This window comes from Komagataeibacter swingsii (assembly GCF_003207895.1).
Classification (GTDB): Bacteria; Pseudomonadota; Alphaproteobacteria; order Acetobacterales; family Acetobacteraceae; genus Komagataeibacter; species Komagataeibacter swingsii.
Genome location: NZ_NKUB01000002.1, coordinates 29599 through 45799 on the forward strand (window position 1 = coordinate 29599; position 16201 = coordinate 45799).

At 66.0% G+C, this 16201-nt stretch carries 19 protein-coding genes; 17 read left to right on the forward strand and 2 right to left on the reverse strand.

Annotated elements, in window-relative coordinates; translation table 11 throughout:
* The first annotated feature begins 31 nt into the window (after positions 1–31).
* Positions 32–718: a phosphoribosyltransferase gene (locus CFR76_RS01955; RefSeq protein ID WP_110555580.1), complete on the forward strand. Its 687-nt coding sequence runs from the start codon at positions 32–34 to the stop codon at positions 716–718.
* A gap of 177 nt (positions 719–895) precedes the next feature.
* Positions 896–1495: an NAD(P)H:quinone oxidoreductase gene (wrbA, locus tag CFR76_RS01960; protein ID WP_110555811.1), complete on the forward strand. Its 600-nt coding sequence runs from the start codon at positions 896–898 to the stop codon at positions 1493–1495.
* A 48-nt stretch (positions 1496–1543) separates the two neighbouring features.
* Here wrbA and CFR76_RS01965 read toward each other — a convergent pair whose 3' ends face one another.
* Complete coding sequence (locus CFR76_RS01965) at positions 1544–2461, reverse strand: LysR family transcriptional regulator (RefSeq protein ID WP_110555581.1); 918 nt, start codon at positions 2459–2461, stop codon at positions 1544–1546.
* A gap of 186 nt (positions 2462–2647) precedes the next feature.
* Here CFR76_RS01965 and CFR76_RS01970 point away from each other — a divergent pair, with 186 nt between their 5' ends.
* The 8 genes from CFR76_RS01970 to CFR76_RS01995 all read left to right on the forward strand — a co-directional run bounded on the left by CFR76_RS01970 (position 2648) and on the right by CFR76_RS01995 (position 8374).
* Positions 2648–3349, forward strand: a complete 702-nt coding sequence (locus tag CFR76_RS01970; protein ID WP_110555582.1) for a pirin family protein — start codon at positions 2648–2650, stop codon at positions 3347–3349.
* 291 nt (positions 3350–3640) lie between these two features.
* Positions 3641–4006, forward strand: a complete 366-nt coding sequence (locus tag CFR76_RS01975) for a hypothetical protein (protein ID WP_025438309.1) — start codon at positions 3641–3643, stop codon at positions 4004–4006.
* 163 nt (positions 4007–4169) lie between these two features.
* A complete protein-coding gene (locus tag CFR76_RS18640; RefSeq protein ID WP_264986361.1) occupies positions 4170–4295 on the forward strand; it encodes a hypothetical protein in 126 nt (41 codons plus the stop codon).
* 27 nt (positions 4296–4322) lie between these two features.
* The gene (locus tag CFR76_RS01985; RefSeq protein ID WP_110555812.1) at positions 4323–5780 is read left to right on the forward strand and encodes a phosphomannomutase; all 1458 of its coding nucleotides are present in this window, start codon (positions 4323–4325) and stop codon (positions 5778–5780) included.
* A gap of 111 nt (positions 5781–5891) precedes the next feature.
* Positions 5892–6041, forward strand: a complete 150-nt coding sequence (locus tag CFR76_RS17910; RefSeq protein WP_167402030.1) for a hypothetical protein — start codon at positions 5892–5894, stop codon at positions 6039–6041.
* 297 nt (positions 6042–6338) lie between these two features.
* The gene (locus CFR76_RS01990) at positions 6339–7367 is read left to right on the forward strand and encodes an MYG1 family protein (RefSeq protein WP_110555584.1); all 1029 of its coding nucleotides are present in this window, start codon (positions 6339–6341) and stop codon (positions 7365–7367) included.
* A gap of 366 nt (positions 7368–7733) precedes the next feature.
* A complete protein-coding gene (locus CFR76_RS18645; protein WP_264986362.1) occupies positions 7734–7868 on the forward strand; it encodes a hypothetical protein in 135 nt (44 codons plus the stop codon).
* Between the two features lie 173 nt (positions 7869–8041).
* Complete coding sequence (locus CFR76_RS01995) at positions 8042–8374, forward strand: hypothetical protein (RefSeq protein WP_110555585.1); 333 nt, start codon at positions 8042–8044, stop codon at positions 8372–8374.
* 42 nt (positions 8375–8416) lie between these two features.
* Here the strand turns inward: CFR76_RS01995 and CFR76_RS02000 are convergent, their stop codons facing one another.
* Entirely contained in the window at positions 8417–8917 is a 501-nt protein-coding gene (locus CFR76_RS02000) for a GAF domain-containing protein (RefSeq protein WP_110555586.1), read from the reverse strand.
* 255 nt (positions 8918–9172) lie between these two features.
* Between CFR76_RS02000 and CFR76_RS02005 the strand changes: the two genes are divergently transcribed.
* The 7 genes from CFR76_RS02005 to CFR76_RS02035 all read left to right on the forward strand — a co-directional run bounded on the left by CFR76_RS02005 (position 9173) and on the right by CFR76_RS02035 (position 16097).
* A complete protein-coding gene (locus CFR76_RS02005; RefSeq protein ID WP_110555587.1) occupies positions 9173–9574 on the forward strand; it encodes a hypothetical protein in 402 nt (133 codons plus the stop codon).
* 78 nt (positions 9575–9652) lie between these two features.
* Positions 9653–10513: an SDR family oxidoreductase gene (locus tag CFR76_RS02010; protein WP_110555588.1), complete on the forward strand. Its 861-nt coding sequence runs from the start codon at positions 9653–9655 to the stop codon at positions 10511–10513.
* Positions 10506–11801 (forward strand): AGE family epimerase/isomerase, encoded by a 1296-nt coding sequence (locus tag CFR76_RS02015; RefSeq protein ID WP_110555589.1) that lies wholly within the window; start codon positions 10506–10508, stop codon positions 11799–11801. The genes CFR76_RS02010 and CFR76_RS02015 overlap by 8 nt, the downstream gene beginning before the upstream one ends.
* Before the next feature lie 322 nt (positions 11802–12123).
* Positions 12124–13125 (forward strand): ABC transporter permease, encoded by a 1002-nt coding sequence (locus CFR76_RS02020; protein WP_110555590.1) that lies wholly within the window; start codon positions 12124–12126, stop codon positions 13123–13125.
* Positions 13122–14093 carry an ABC transporter permease gene (locus CFR76_RS02025; protein ID WP_110555591.1) on the forward strand — a complete coding sequence of 324 codons (972 nt, stop codon included), beginning with the start codon at positions 13122–13124 and terminating at the stop codon, positions 14091–14093. The genes CFR76_RS02020 and CFR76_RS02025 overlap by 4 nt, the downstream gene beginning before the upstream one ends.
* The gene (locus tag CFR76_RS02030; protein WP_110555592.1) at positions 14083–15114 is read left to right on the forward strand and encodes an ABC transporter ATP-binding protein; all 1032 of its coding nucleotides are present in this window, start codon (positions 14083–14085) and stop codon (positions 15112–15114) included. Before CFR76_RS02025 ends, CFR76_RS02030 begins: the two co-directional genes overlap by 11 nt.
* A complete protein-coding gene (locus tag CFR76_RS02035; protein ID WP_208623908.1) occupies positions 15105–16097 on the forward strand; it encodes an ABC transporter ATP-binding protein in 993 nt (330 codons plus the stop codon). The genes CFR76_RS02030 and CFR76_RS02035 overlap by 10 nt, the downstream gene beginning before the upstream one ends.
* The last annotated feature ends 104 nt before the right edge of the window (positions 16098–16201 follow it).

The following is a 16201-nucleotide window of genomic DNA, read 5'->3' on the forward strand; positions in this document are numbered from 1 at the left end:
TTGCCCTGACAGCCCCAACCGGAAGACATTCGTGCAGACACCACCCTATCACGCCCAATGGCACCCGCACGCCATGACAGCAGAGCGGACATGCCACGACACCACCTATCCCGTGCAACTGGTGGATGGATCAACGCTGGTCCTGCCGCTGCGTCCCCTGCCGGGCGGGGAAAAGGCGATTGCGCTGCTCATGTCCAACCAGACGGGATTTGCCGTCGAGGGCGCGCTGGTGCGCCTGCTGACCGGCATGGCGCGGGAACTGGGGCCGGAGGTCATCGTGGGCGTGCCGACAATGGGGCTGGCCTATGCCCGGCCGGTGGCGGAAAAGCTGGGGTTCAGTGACTACGTCGCGCTGGGGCACTCGCGCAAATTCTGGTACGACGATGCGCTGTCGCAATGCCTGACATCCTCCACCAGCCCCGATCAGGCCAAGCACCTGTATCTTGATCCCGCCCTTGTCGAACGCGTGCGCGGCAGGCGCGTCGTGGTCATGGATGACGTGCTGAACACCGGCCGGACGGCGGCGGCGGCCATCCGGCTCATGCACGCGGTACAGGCGCAGGTCGTCGGCATCACGGCAGTCCTGACCGAGGGCTGGGCCTGGCGGGCCGAACTGGAGCAAACAGGCCCCGGCGTGCCGGGACGTGTGCATGCCCTTGGCCATATTCCCATGTTCGGCCGCGCCGACGGGGGCTGGCGGCCGCTTGCCGGCACCTGATCCCGGCTGCGCGCACGCAACACAAGGACGGGAAACGAAGCGTTTCCGATTTTGGCGTATGCAGCCCTGCTGCGCGGCGTATTGTCAGGAAGGCCGCCATAAACTTCCATCCATCAACGGCGTGCTTTCACGCAGCCGGGCGGAAAGCCGTCCATGACGCAGCAAGGGATTACGAAATTGTCCAAGGTTCTCGTACTGTATTATTCCACCTACGGCCATGTCGAGACCATGGCCCATGCCGTGGCGGAAGGGGTCCGTGCGGCGGGGCTGGAGGCGGACGTGAAACGCGTGCCCGAACTGGTGCCCGAAGACGTGGCGAAAGCCCATCATTTCAAGACCGGGCAGGCCGCCCCCATCGCCACTACGGCGGAACTGCCCGAATATGATGCGATCATTGTCGGCGCGCCGACGCGTTTCGGGCGGCTGCCCTCACAGATGGCCAATTTCTGGGACCAGACGGGCGGCCTGTGGCTGAAGGGCGCGCTGGTGGGCAAGGTGGGCGCGGTCTTTACCTCCACCGCGTCGCAGCATGGCGGGCAGGAAACGACCCTGTATTCGCTCATGTCCAACCTGCTGCACCACGGCATGGTGATTACCGGCCTGCCCTACACCTTCCAGGGGCAGCTAAAGGTGGATGAAGTGACCGGCGGCGCGCCCTATGGCGCCACCACGATCGCGGCCGGTGACGGGTCGCGCCAGCCCAGCGCCACCGAACTGGATGGCGCGCGCTTCCTGGGCGGGCATGTGGCGGGACTGGCCAGAAAACTGGCTTCCTGACCCATCCGGCGCGCCCGGCCTACCGCCGGGCGTGTCCTGCCCGGTCTGTCAGCCTTCCTTCGCCCATGGCGGGTGCCCGAACGCACCCGTCAGGTAATCAATGAAGGCCGTGACCCGCATGGGGCGCAGGGTGCTGGCGGGGGTGACCAGGTACAGGGCCACCGGCGCCGCCGCCCATTGGGGCAGGAGCCGGATGAACCTGCCCGCTTTCAGCCCGTCCCACACCATGAATTCCGGGAACAGCCCGAACCCCAGGCCGGCGGCGAGCGCGGGCAGGAAGGTTTCGGCATTGTCCGCGCGCAGCCGCGCGGTCTGGCACAGGACGAATTCCCGCCCGTTCCCCTCATGCCGCAGGCGGATCATGCCGGGGGCGGCGGTGTTGGTGTAGACGAAGCTCCTGTGCCCTTCCAGCGCGCGGGGATCATCGGGATGGCCGATCCGCTCCACATAACCCGGCGTCGCCACAAGCAGCAGCCGCACCGTGCACAGCCGCCGCGCCAGCAGGGCTGAATCCGCCAGCGACGCAATGCGCAGCGCCATGTCGTAGCCCCCCGCCACCAGGTCCACGATGGCATCGCTGTAATCGATGGTGATGTCGATCTCGGGGTGGCGCACAAGGAAATCCGGCAACAGGGGCGCGAGATGCCGGACCCCGAACACCATGGGGGCCGCGACCCGGATCAGGCCAGATGGCGTCAGCGTGCCGCCACGGGCTTCCATTTCCGCGGCCTCGGCTTCCGCCAGTATCCGGTTGGCATGCCCCAGCAGCATGCGCCCCGTCTCGGTCAGCGACATCTGGCGTGAATTGCGGTTGAACAGGGCAACGCCCAGCGACTGCTCCAGCCGGCCTATGGCCTTGGACACGGTGGGCTTGGATAGCTGGATATCCTCCGCCGCGCGCGCGAAGGAGCCGCGTTCCGCCACCTTTGCGAAAATGGCCCATGCCTCGAAATCCGGCAGCCGCATTGCACAATCCCACGCAATGATTCCCACTGCCCGTTTCCATAACTTATCGCCTCGGGCATGTCTCCCTTCCCGGAACGCCCAATGGGCAATAAATGGAAATGATGCCTTTCTTTCATTTCCATATACGCAATGGAGACCGGGCGCTAACGTGTCCTCATGGCCAACACAGCCAACAGGAGAAAACCGATGATTGAAGTCCGCCCCTTTGGCCAGCTGGGCCACGCCGACCATGGCTGGCTGGATGCGCGCCACCATTTCTCGTTCGCGCATTACCATGACCCCGCCCGCATGCACTGGGGCGCGCTGCGGGTATGGAATGATGACATGATCGCCCCCGGCACCGGCTTTGGCACCCACCCGCACCGGGACATGGAAATCATCACCTATATCCGCGAAGGCGCGATCACCCACACCGACAGCCTTGGCAACACCGGGCGGACGGATGCGGGCGATGTGCAGGTCATGTCGGCGGGCACCGGCATCCGCCATGCCGAACACAACCGCGAGGACGTGGCCACCCGCCTGTTCCAGATCTGGATCATGCCCGACCGTGCGGGCCATGCGCCGTCATGGGGCACGCGATCCTTTCCCAGGGGGGACCGGGCGGGACGTTTCGTGGTCCTCGCCTCGGGCCATGCGGGAGATGGCGACGCCCTGCCGATCCATGCCGATGCCCGCGTGCTGGGCGCGACGCTGAAGGCGGGGCAGGTTGTCGATTACCCGCTGGGCGCGGACCGGCTTGGTTATCTGGTGCCCGCGCGCGGCAGCGTGGAAATCGAGGGCACGCCCGTGCATGAACGTGACGGCGCCGCCATTTCCGATACCCCGACGCTTCGTGTCCATGCGCTGGAGGACAGTGAAATCATACTGGTCGATACCGCCGCGTAAGCGGACGTGGACGGGATACGCGCCAGCCGGCGCAACGCGGCTGACAGATTTTGATACAGACGGTGCGCCATCATGCCATACCGCCCCATGCCGCCCTGCCCATGGTTGTGGCAGGGCGGCACAGGGGCCGTAAACAGCGATTCATCAGGGGATGGCATGGTCCATCCACCCGGCCATGGCGCCTTGCCCCACGCGCCGGGACCCGGCGGATGCGTCGCTGCCATGCAGTTTGCGGCTACCTGACAATGTGACGGTATGTAACACCCCCTTCGTGTTCATGGAGGGAATGTAATGAAAAGAATTCTGGCCCTGTCGGGCCTCGCCTTGCTGGCCGGGTGCGCGTCCAGCCCGAAGGACGTCAAGCCCAGCTATGTGCCTGATACCGCCTATGCCAGCATGGACTGCCAGCAGCTTGGTCAGGAAGAACTGAAGGAAGGCGACGTGCTGGAGGGCCTGACCAACAAGCAGCGCCGGGCGCACAAGACCGATACATGGGGCGTGCTGGCGCTGGGCGTGCCGCTGTCTGAAATGACCGGATCGGACGTGGCGGGGGTTCTCGCACGTGAAAAAGGCAAGATGGAAGCCATCCAGCGCATGCAGGTCGCGAAGTCGTGCCCTGGCGCGGGTGTGGCGAACGTGCCGGCGACGCTGGATTGATCCCTGCCCCCTTTTCCATCGCGCGGGGGGCATGATCCGACAGGCCTGTCATGCGCCCCATGGCAGGTCCCCGCCCCATTGCGCGCCAGATGGAAACAGGAGGCTTTTTCCAGCCGCATTTTCATGATCCACTGGACGGCATGATCCTGATGGAAAAAAGACGGTGCGACATGATGGGCCGAAGCCCGCCCGCCCCCGGCTGCGGGCCTGCCCGGCCCTGTCCGCCATCCCCGCCGTCCCGCATGTGTCCAGTCGGGTCAACATGCGCCCTGCCCCGTCACAGTTGTGAGAAAAATACATGAAAATAGCCCAGTGGATGAAGCAGTCCGGTGTCGCCTTCGGTACCAGCGGCGCACGTGGCCTTGTGACCGCCATGACGGATTCCGTCTGCTTTGCCTATACGGTGGGCTATCTCCGGCATCTGGCCGGCGTGGGTGAATTCGCACCCGGTACGCAGGTCGCGGTGGCAGGCGACCTGCGCCCCAGCACGCCGCGCATCCTGCGCGCCTGTATCGCGGCCATTACCTATATGGGGGGCGTGCCGGTTTTCTGCGGGTACGTGCCGACACCGGCGCTGTGCCTGCATGCGTTCACGCTGGGTATTCCGTCACTCATGGTAACGGGCAGCCATATCCCGGCCGATCGCAACGGCATCAAGTTCAACCGCGCGCGCGGCGAATTCCTCAAGGCCGACGAGGCCGCCATGCGCGAACAGGACGTGACCCTGCCCGATGGCTGGTTTGACGCGGCCGGCGCGCTGGCGCGTGGCATCACCCTGCCCGTCATCACCGATGTCGTGCCGGGCTTTGTCGCCCGTTACCGTGACTTCTTCGGCCCCGATGCCCTGTCGGGGCTGCGGCTGGGCATCTACCAGCATTCCGCCGTGGGGCGTGACGTGATGGTGGAGATTGTCGAGGCGCTGGGCGGCACCGCCGTGCCGCTGGGCCGCATGGACACGTTCATTCCCGTCGATACCGAGGCCGTGCGCCCCGAAGACGCCGCCCTGGCGCGCGAATGGGCCAGCGATGGCACGCTGGACGCCATCCTGACCACCGATGGCGATTCCGACCGCCCGCTACTGGCCGACCGGCATGGCGACTGGCTGCGGGGGGACGTGCTGGGGATCATTGCCGCCCGCTTCCTGGGCGCTGCCGCCGTAACCACGCCGGTCAGCAGCAACACTGCGCTGGAACAGGCCGGTTTTGCCCGTGACATACGGCGCACCCGCATCGGCTCCCCCTTTGTCGTCGCGGCCATGACCGAAGCGGCCGGGGCCGGACTGCTGCCCTCCGTCGGGTATGAAGCCAATGGCGGTTTCCTGCTGGCCAGTGACGTGACGCAGGGTGCCCGTACCCTTGGCGCACTGCCCACGCGGGATTCCATCCTGCCCATGATCTGCGCGCTGGTCGCCGCACGGCGGCAGGGCGTGGACCTGGCGGGGCTTGTGGCCGCCCTTCCCCCGCGCTTCACGCTCAGCGACCGGCTGGTGGACATGCCGACGGCGCAGAGCCAGGCGCGGATTGCCGCGCTGCGCGCGGACCCGGCCAGGGGGGCCGCGGCACTGGGGCTGGTGGACGCCTGTGGCGGGCTTGCGCATGTCGATGAAACCGACGGCCTGCGCATGACCTTTGCAAATGGGGAAATCGTGCACCTGCGCCCCTCGGGCAACGCGCCGGAACTGCGGGTCTATGTGGAAGGTGACAGCCCCGGACGCACGGCGGACCTGCTGAAAACCGGCATGGATGCCGTCAGTGCATGGCGCGGCACGCCATAACCGGCGACAGAGCGCATCCACCCTGCCCCCGGGGGAACAGCGTGCCTTGCATCTCCTTCAAACCTTCCCCCCGCGCCTGCGTTGCACAGGCGCAGCGACAGGGAGAAGGTCATGCGCCATATTTCCCGGATCGTCATGGCCTGTGCCATGACCATCTGCCTTGCCGGGTGCCATGACCCGCGCCGGGACCACCCGCTGTACTGGCATGAAGACCAGCAGCGTGGAAAACACCACCCGCGTGATGCCCGTGGTGCCTGTTGATCCTGCTCTGCCTGGCGATCATGGAAAAGTTTAAAGCTTCGGGAAACGCCGCCTTTTTGGATAAAGGCGGCACCCAAAAACTTTTACTTTGTTTATCATTGCCTTATTTAATACGGACACCGACTGCGGCATCATCGGTCCCTCACGCGACATGTCGCCATCAAGGGCATGAAGTACGGGATTTTCACCCTGCGCCCGGCGCTGGCGGCGCGGTAAGGATGCCTGTTGTCTTGGGCTGGCCTTTGCGGCATGAGGGGGCATACCAGAATTCCATTCCAGTCTGTCAGCAGGTTCCCCATGTCCGAACATACCCCCATTGGTCTTGATAATGCAGCCGCCCCCGTCCGCGCGCTGACCCATTCGGGGAATTTCCACGTTGATGAGACGCTGGGATATGTCATCCTTCACTACGCCCTTGCGCCGGAAGGTGACCTGCGCGCACGCATTCTGGGCGACAGGTCCGCTGACCGGCTGGAATTTACCCGTTCGCGCGCGCCCGAACGGATCGCGGCGTCCGATATCGTGTTTGACGTGGGGGGGCAGTATGCCCCGGAAAATGGCCGTTACGACCATCACATGAAGGACAAGCCCCTGCGTGATGACGGAACGCCCTACAGCGCGGCGGGCCTGCTGTGGAAGGATTACGGGGTCGCCGCCATCCGCAACATCGTGCAAGCGCAGGTGGATGAAGCGGATATTGCCGCCATATGGCAGGCCATCGACAGGTCACTGGTCCAGCCGATTGACGAGGACGACAATGGCGTTGTGAAAATGGGCAGGCTGTCGCTGGCCGATATCGTATCGTCCTGCCGCCCGGCATGGGACACCACCGAGCTGTATGGCCCCGAGGAAGCGAAGCGGCGCGAGACGCTGGGCTTCGCCAATGCCGCGACGACCGTGGCCTCCCACCTGGTCAACGTGGTGGACCGCGTGCGCGCCAGCCTGAAGGCGGCGGCCCGGGTCATGGCCGCCTATGAGGCGGCCGAGGACAAGCGCATCCTGCTGATGGATACGGGCATGCCGACCGAGAAGGTCATTTTTGAAAACGACCTGCCCGTCGTCTACGTCGTCTCCCCCGCCGCCCCCGGCCGCTGGAACGTCAAGGCGGTGCCCCCCACTCGCGGTGATTTCGGGCAGCGCGTCTCCCTGCCCGAGGCATGGCGCGGGCTGGACGGGGAAACACTGGCCAGGGTATCGGGCGTGCCCGATGCGGTATTCGCCCATCCCGCGCGCTTCATATGCGGCGCGGGCAGCAAAGAAGGGGCGCTGCAAATGGCGCGCCTTGCGCTGAAGATCAATGATGAACTGGAACAGGCCGGGGACTGAGCGGCCCCCGCTTATCCACCCCCGCCCCGCCAGCCCGCACCGGATGCGGCGCGGCCTGGCGGGCATGATGCCATAAACGTGATGAACCAACGGGGCCGCCTTAGCACTTGTGGGGCATGCCTGCCCCTTTCCGCCCGGTCCCTGCGTGCCTACATCGCCTCCATCGGGTGATTTTTTCACCCGGACTGGAGGTTACCATGGATAGGGGAACCCGCTACCGCTCCAATCCCGATGTCATCGACATGATCGGCATCGGCATGGTCCTGCTTACGCTCGCACTATGGCTGTCGTTTATCTTCATATGATGGTCCAGCCCGTGCCCTGATCGGGACGCCGCTGGCCTGAACGCTTCTGCCGGAGGCTACAATGTGGATACACCTGCGCCGCCAGCGCCTTGCTGGCACACCACGGACCGGACGCCTTGAAGGATGGGATATCGCGGGGCCGGCGCTGATCGCCGCCGCGTTCGCCATCTCGACGGCGCTGATCTTCCTGTTCTGAAACGCCACACCCACACTACGAAAGCCCGGCATGGTGGTGCCGGGCTTTTTTCATGCCCATGCCCCTGCCCTGTCGCTGCGGGGCGTGCGCAGGGCATACCTCCCCTGATTGGCGCCTGTGCCACGGGTGCGTTAAGCTCGCACGCCCTGTAGCCGGGAGAGGAAGATCACATCATGGACACCAGGACCATTGCCGAAGCCTACTTCACGCTGGGCACCCATATCGAGGAAAGCCAGGCCCGCATCAGTGATGCGGCTGAAGCCCTGATCCCCCTTGTCAAACGCGGCGATGCGGATGCGGCAAGCGCGCTGGACAACCTGCGCAAGGCGGCTGTTTCCATGCAGGCCGAACGGCTGTGGGCGGAATATCTCTGGCAGCTCGCATCCGGCAAGACCCCGCCCCCGCCCGTCGATCCTGCCGCGACACCGGGCAATCCCCAGCCGCGCACGTTCCTTGACAGCCTGCTGGGTGAACTGACCAACTATATCAGGTATGGGAATTCCTGATCCCCTTGCGGGCTGCCCGGCCATGGGCCGGGCAGCCCGCCCTTACATGGGGATATGGCTGTCCCCCGCCGCCCCGGCCGTGACGGCATGCACCAGCAGGTCAACGATCTTTTCCAGCATGATCCGGTCGGCATCGGAAAAACGGTCTGGCACCGGGCTGTCGATATCCAGCACGCCCAGCAGCCGGTCCCCCGCGATGACCGGCACCACGATTTCGGAAGCCGAGGCGGCGTCACAGGCGATATGGCCGGGAAAGGCATGCACGTCGGGCACAACCAGCGTCCGCCGTTCCTGCGCCGCCGTCCCGCATACCCCCCTGCCACAGGCGATGCGGGTGCAGGCCACGCGCCCCTGAAACGGCCCCAGCACAAGCTGGCCTTCTTTCCAGATATAGAATCCCGCCCAGTTCAGGTCGGGCAGCGCCTCGAAAACCATGGCCGCGATATTGGCCATGTCCGCGATCATGTCCGCCTCGCCCGCCACGACCGATGCCACGGCGGGAACCAGTCCGTCCACACATAGGTGCTGCGCGGGTGCCGACATCGGTTCTTTCCTTCCTGCACGACATGGGGCGAGGGATCATGATGCCCGCCCCTGCCCTGGAGCATAGCCCATATCCGCCCGGCCGGACAGGCCGCGCGCCCATGCCGCTTCCTGTGCCCCGCCTGATGCAACCTGTCGCCGTCAGGCGGGTTTAACACGCGACACATGATGGCCGCAAAGGGTCAAAAGAGCCAGCCCGAACGCGCCATCCCACCCAGCCACGTCATTTCACGTCCCGCCAGAAGGATGCCACGAATGTCGTACCGTCCAATGATGACCCTGCCTGCCATGACAATCGGCGTCCTGTTCGGGTGCGGCACGCTGCCCGCCATGGCGCGTGACATGGTCATGCCACCGGCCGGAACGCCGCAGGCCATGATCGACGCGGCGCCGGGCGCGCGGCTGGCGGGATACCTGAATTTCTGCATCGAAAATGGCCTGGCGGAGCATGCCGGTGTCACGCCGCTCATGGATACGCTGATCCGCAACACCGGCGCGGTCCCGCCAGACGAACACGGCAACATGGATTACGCCTATGGCACGGCGGGCGTCCTGCAGCCCGGTGCCGGCGCCATGCCGCGCATGACCGACCTTGATATCCCGGCGCGACGCGATGCGTGCGCGCATGCCGTTAAAAAGGCGGGCATGGGGGCGTGACGGGCGGTTTTCCCAACCTTTCCCTTACGGGCATCCCCTTATGGGCACATCCTGCAAACCACATGACGGAGGCCGCGCATGTCCCACAGCATTCCCGCACAGAGCCAGCCCCACCAACCCGGCATTGAACGCCTGCTTGACCCGCCGGCGGAGCATATCCGCGCTGATTACCAAGGCAGCGGCAAGCTGGCGGGACGGCGCGCGCTGGTCAGCGGCGGCGACAGCGGCATAGGCCGCGCCGCCGCCTTGCATTTCGCGCGCGAAGGGGCCGATGTCGCCATCATGTACCTGGAAGAGGACGAGGACGCCAACGAAACGGTGCGCCTGATCAAGGCCGAAGGGGGCCGCGCGCTGGCCATACGTGGCGACGTATCATGCAGCACGGTGTGCGATGACGCGGTGGCGCGTACGGTACAGGTCCTTGGCGGGCTTGATGTGGTGGTCAACAACGCCGCCGTCCAGTACGTCAGCAGCGACCTGGCCGATATCACGGACGAAACCTGGCAGCGCCACATGGACGTGAACATCAACGGCTATTTCTACCTGACCCGCGCGGCCCTGCCGCATCTGGGCCGCGACAGCGCGATCATCAACACATCCTCGGTCAATGCGTTTGCGGGCAATGCGGCGCTGGTCGCCTATACCACGACCAAGGCGGCGGAAATGGGCTTTACCCGTGCGCTTGCGCTGCAGCTTGCCCCAAGGGGCATACGGGTCAACGCGGTCGCGCCCGGCCCGGTCTGGACGCCCCTGCAGCCGGCAAGCTGGGGGCCGGTGGACCCGCTGGCGGTCGCAGCCCTTGGCAAGGATACACCCATGGGCCGCATCGGCCAGCCCTGCGAGCTTGGCCCGGCCTATGTCTACCTTGCCGCACAGGATTCATCATACGTGACCGGGCAGACGCTGCACGTGAACGGGGGCATGATCATCAATGGGTGAAGCGCTGCCCTCGCTCATGGTGCCGGCATCGTCATGGTTGCGCCGCCTGCCCCACCGGCGCTGGCTGGACATGCAGGGACAGCGCCTGCTGGATTTTTCCAGGACCGCCCGCGTGGCCTGCGGCTTCGCGGCGCTGGACGACCGGGGCAACCTGCCACCCGGTGCCATGCCCGACACCACGCTGGGCGCGCGCATGACCCATGTCTATGCCGTAGCAACGGGGCGTGGCCTGCCCGGATGCGGGCCGCTGGCGGCCCATGGGGTCAACTGCCTGCTGGGGCCACTGGCGGACCATGAAAACGGCGGCTGGTTCCCTGCCCCGCCCACCGATGGGCAAGAACCGGATGCCGGGCGCAAGCAGGCGTACCTGCATGCCTTTGTCGTGCTGGCGGCATCCTCGGCCACGGTTGCGGGGATCGCGGGCGCGCGCAGGCTGCTGGACAAGGCGCTTGCCGTCTGGGAGCGGCATTTCTGGAGCGAGGACGAAGGCGTTTTCCGTGAAAGCTTCGCCGCCGACTGGTCGGATGAGGAAGATTACCGGGGTGCGAACGCCAACATGCATTCGCTTGAAGCCTGCATGGCGGCAGCCGATGTCACCGGCGACCCCATCTGGCGCAACCGCGGCCTGCGCGTGGCCGAGCGCTTCATCCATACCCTGGCGCGCGATGCGGGTTACAGCCTGCCCGAACATTACGACCGCGACTGGCGGCGGCAGGACGATTACAACCGGGACCGGCCCGCTGATCCGCTACGGCCCTATGGCATGACGCCGGGCCATTTCACGGAATGGGCGCACCTGCTGCTGAAGCTGGAGGCCGCATTGCTGCGCGCCGATGGCCGCGCGCCCGCGTGGCTGCTGGAAGACGCCACCGAACTGTTCCATAACGGCATGACGGCGGGATGGGCGCGCGATGGCGCGCCGGGGCTGGTTTACACGATCGACTGGAACCATGAACCCGTGGTCCATAACCGCCCCCACTGGTGCCAGGCGGAAGCCATGACGGCCGCCGCCGCCCTGCTCAAACGCACGGACCACCGGCAGTATGAACACTGGTACCGCACGCTGTGGGATTATATCGACACCTTCATGATCGACCGCAGGCATGGCGGGTGGATACAGGAACTGGACCGCGACAACCGCCCGTCCGCCGTGGTGTATGAAGGCAAGGCCGACCTGTACCATGCATGGCAGGCGACCATGGCCCCGCTCCTGCCGCTTGCCCCCAGCTTCGCCACGGCTGTCGCCCGGATGGAAAACCATGACGATGCGGCTGATGCCCGGGACTGACCGGCCGATTGACAAGAAAACCAAAATTGCCGGGTGGCGCCGTTTTTGGAAAAGACGGCGTTTTCCGAAACGTTTTGAAAAAATCTTCACCAAAAACGTCTTATAATCAGCGGTCTGGGCCTGCTTACGCCCGAAGGGGCCAGAGCCGCGCGCATGGCACCTTTACCCGTCATGGAACATGCTTCGCCCGCAAGCCATGCCCGGCCAGCCGGCAAAACCGGATAAAACATGGCCCCGGTCATGACAGCCCCTTCGCAAGCGCGGGATATGGTGCCACCCTGCATCCGTGTCCTGAACCCATGTTTCTGAGTGCCATACCATCATGTCCGCCCAGACCCAGCCCGCATCCCCCGGCCCATGGCGGCAGGCCGCGCGCGTGCTTGCACGCACCCCTTCGGCCATCATGGCGCTGGGCGTGCTTGGGGTCGTAACAGTGGCGTGCCTGCTGGCCCCGTTCTATGCCCATACCATTGCCCGGACCGACCCGTTCCAGTCCACCGTGGCGGGCACCATCGTGCTGGACGGGCACGAGATGGACATCATGCAGCCCAATGACAACCCGCTGCACCTTGGCCTCAGCCCCATCGGGCCGACATGGCGCACAACCTACATGCTGGGCGCCGACAGCCAGGGGCGCGACGTGATGGCCCGCCTGCTGTATGGCGGTCGCAATTCGCTGCTGATTTCGGCCGGGGCGGCCATCACGTGCCTGCTGCTGGCGGCGGGCGTGGGGATTGTCGCGGGATTTTTCGGCGGGATTGTCGATACCGTCCTGTCGCGGATCATGGATATCATGTGGGCGGTGCCGGTCTACCTGTTCGCCATATCGCTTTCCATTGTCATGACCAGCCAGCAGGTGCGCCTTGGCCCGTTCGTGCTGCGGGCGGACAGCCTGTCCATCCCCGTCATGATCATCGCGCTGGTTTACGTGCCCTATGCCGCGCGCCCCATACGCGGGCGGGTGATGGCGTTGCGGCAGGCGGAATTCGTAACCGCCGCGCGCTGCCTGGGCGTGCCGGGATGGCGGATCATGCTGCGCGACATCGTGCCCAATGTCATGACCACGCTGGTCACACTCGGCCCGCTGCTGATGGCGCTGGCGCTGCTGGCGGAAAGCGCGCTGTCCTTCCTCTCGCTGGGGGTGCAGGCGCCACAGCCGTCGTGGGGGACCATCATCCAGGATGGCGAGGGCCTGATCTATACCCGCCCCATGGTGGCCGTCGCACCCGGGCTTGCAATCGTGGTCGTGGTGCTGGCGCTGAACATCCTTGGCGACGGGCTGCGTGACGCGCTGGACGTGCGCGACGGGGGGCGGCGTCCATGACCGCCCTGCTGCGCCGCGCGGGCCAGACGCTGCTGGTGCTGCTTGGCGTGTCGGTACTGGTGTTCGGCGTCTTTTTCGCAACGCCGGGCGCGGACCCCACCGCGCGCATCGCCGGGCGGAACGCATCGCCACAGACCATGGAAAAAGTGCGCCACGAATACGGCTTCGACCGCCCGCTGCCGGTACAGTACGCGATCATGATGAAGAAGCTGTTCATCACCCGCGACCTTGCATCCTACGCCAACCGTGGCGAACGGGTAGTGCCCGAAATCATGCAGGCCGCCCCCGTCACGGCCTGCCTTGTGTGCGGGGCGGCGTTCATCTGGGTTACGGTTTCCATCGCCATGGGCACGGTCGCCGCCGCCATGAAGGATACATGGGTTGACCGGGGGCTTATGATGCTGGGGCTGGTGGGCATTTCCATTCCCGTATTCTGGCTGGGGGAAGTCGCCAACCTGGTCACCCAGAACCGCTATCATGACACATGGCTGTTTTCATGGGTGCCGGGACTGGGTTACGTGCCGTTCAGCCAAAGCCCGCTGGGGTGGCTCCGCGCCCTGGTCATTCCATGGACCGTGCTGGCGGTCATGTTCATCGGCATATACAGCCGCGTGCTGCGCACCGACCTTGTCACCCTGGCGGGCGAGGATTTCATGCGCACCGCGCGCGCCAAGGGGCTGTCGCCCGCGCGCGTGCTGCTGTGGCACGGGCTGCGCACGTCCATGGTCACGTTCGTCTCCCTGTTCGGGATGGATTTCGCGCAACTGGTGGGCGGCGGCGCGCTGCTGACCGAAGTGGTGTTCGGCCTGCCCGGTGTCGGCCGCCTGACCTATCGCGCGCTGACCACGCTGGACCTGCCGGTCATCATGGCCACCGTCATGTATTCCGCCGTGTTCGTGGTGCTGGCCAACGCGGCGGTGGACGTGGTCTACCTGTTCCTTGACCCGAGGGTGCGTGATGCAGGCTGATCCCGCGATCCCGCTGCTGGATGTCCGTGACCTGTGTGTCAGCTTCCCCGCGCGCGGACGCATGGTGCCGATTGTCGAACATGTCTCCTTCAGCGTGCCGGAAGCGGGGATACTGGGGCTGGTGGGGGAATCCGGGTCCGGCAAGTCCGTCACCGCCATGGCGATCATGGGGCTGATCGACACGCCGGGGGCGCAGGTCAGCGGGTCGGTGCGTTTTCGCGGGCGGGAACTGGTCGGGCTGCCGCCACGCCAGATGCGCCGCCTGCGCGGGCGCGACATCGCCATGATCTTCCAGGACCCGATGACGGCCTTCACCCCCGTCTATACCATCGGCTGGCAGATTGATGAACAGATCCGCGCCCATGAACGCCTCTCCCGCACGCAGGCGCGCGCACGCACGGTGCGGATACTGGGTGACATGGGCGTGCCCGACCCCGAACGCGTGGCGGGCCGTTATCCGCACCAGCTATCGGGCGGCCTGCGGCAACGCGCGATGATCGCCATGGCGCTGTCCTGCAACCCCACGCTGCTGATTGCCGATGAACCGACAACCGCGCTGGATGTAACGGTGCAGGCGCAGATCCTTGACCTGATCCGGTCCCTGCGCGGCACGTACGGGTCGTCAGTGCTGCTGATTACGCATGACATGGGCGTCGTGGCCCAGACCTGTGACGCCACGCTGGTGCTGTATTCGGGCCGGGTGGCGGAAACGGGGCCATCGGGCCGGGTATTCGGCCATCCTGGCCATCCCTATACCGCCGCCCTGCTGGATTCCATCCCGCCGCTTTATGGCCCGCGGCCCGACCGCCTGCCCGCCATTGCCGGTGCGCCGCCCCAGCCGGTGGAGCGCCCGCCCGGCTGCGCGTTCGGCCCCCGCTGCGCCCATGTCCACGCCGCCTGCACGACGGCCCCGCCCGCGCTGGCGCCGCTTGGCCCCGGCCATGCGGCGGCCTGCGTGCTGCCAGCCGAGGGCACGCCCCTGCCGCCGCGCACGCCCGCATGGGGGAATACATGCCCATGACCGATACACCACCCCACGCCCCGCTGATGGCGGTGCGCAACCTGTCCAAGACATACCATGTGGGCCATGGGCAGCACCTGGTGGCGGTGGACGGCATATCCCTGTCGGTCATGCCGGGCGAGATGCTGGGGCTGGTGGGGGAGTCCGGCTGCGGCAAGTCAACGCTGGGGCGGTGCATGCTGCGGCTGACGGACATATCAGCGGGACAGGTGATGTTTGAAGGCCGCGACATCACCACCCTGCCCGAACGCCGCCTGCGCCCGCTGCGCCCCCGCATGCAGATGGTGTTCCAGGATTCCAGCGCCTGCCTGAACCCGCGCCGCCGCATCGGGGACCTGCTGGCCGAACCCCTGCGTGTCCATCGCGGGCCGGACGGGCGCAGGCGGCGGGCGGCGGACATCGAACGGCGCGTGCGCGACCTCATGGACCTGGTCAGCCTGCCTGCTGGCGCGCTGGCGCGGTATCCGCACGAATTTTCCGGCGGGCAGCGCCAGCGCATCAACATCGCCCGCGCGCTTGCATTGTCCCCCCGGCTGGTGGTGGCCGATGAGCCTGTCTCGGCGCTGGATGTCTCGGTGCAGGCGCAGATCGTCAACCTGTTTGCCGACCTGCGCGCACGCCTCGGGCTGACCTATGTGTTCGTGGCGCATGACCTTGCGGTGGTGCGGCAGGTCTCCACCCGCGTGGCCGTCATGTATCTGGGCGCGATTGTCGAAATCGGGGCGACGGATGATGTGCTGCACCATCCCGCCCATCCCTACACCGCCGCCCTGACCGCCGCCGTGCCCCGTCCCGTGGTGGGCGCCCCTCCCCCGCCGCCGCTGGGGGGCGACATACCCAGCCCCGTCAACCGCCCCGCCGGGTGCCGCTTCCATACACGCTGCCCATATGTGCAGGACCGCTGCGGGGTGGAGACGCCCGCCCTGCGGCCCATCGGCCCCGGCCATGAAGTAGCGTGTCATTTTCCCCTTGCGCCATCGTGACAGACCCGTTGATGAATAACAAAAGTTTTTGGGTGTCGCCTTTTTTCAAAATGGCGGCGTCTTTCGAAGCTTTTTGAACAAGGCTTCACCAAAAACTTTTGACG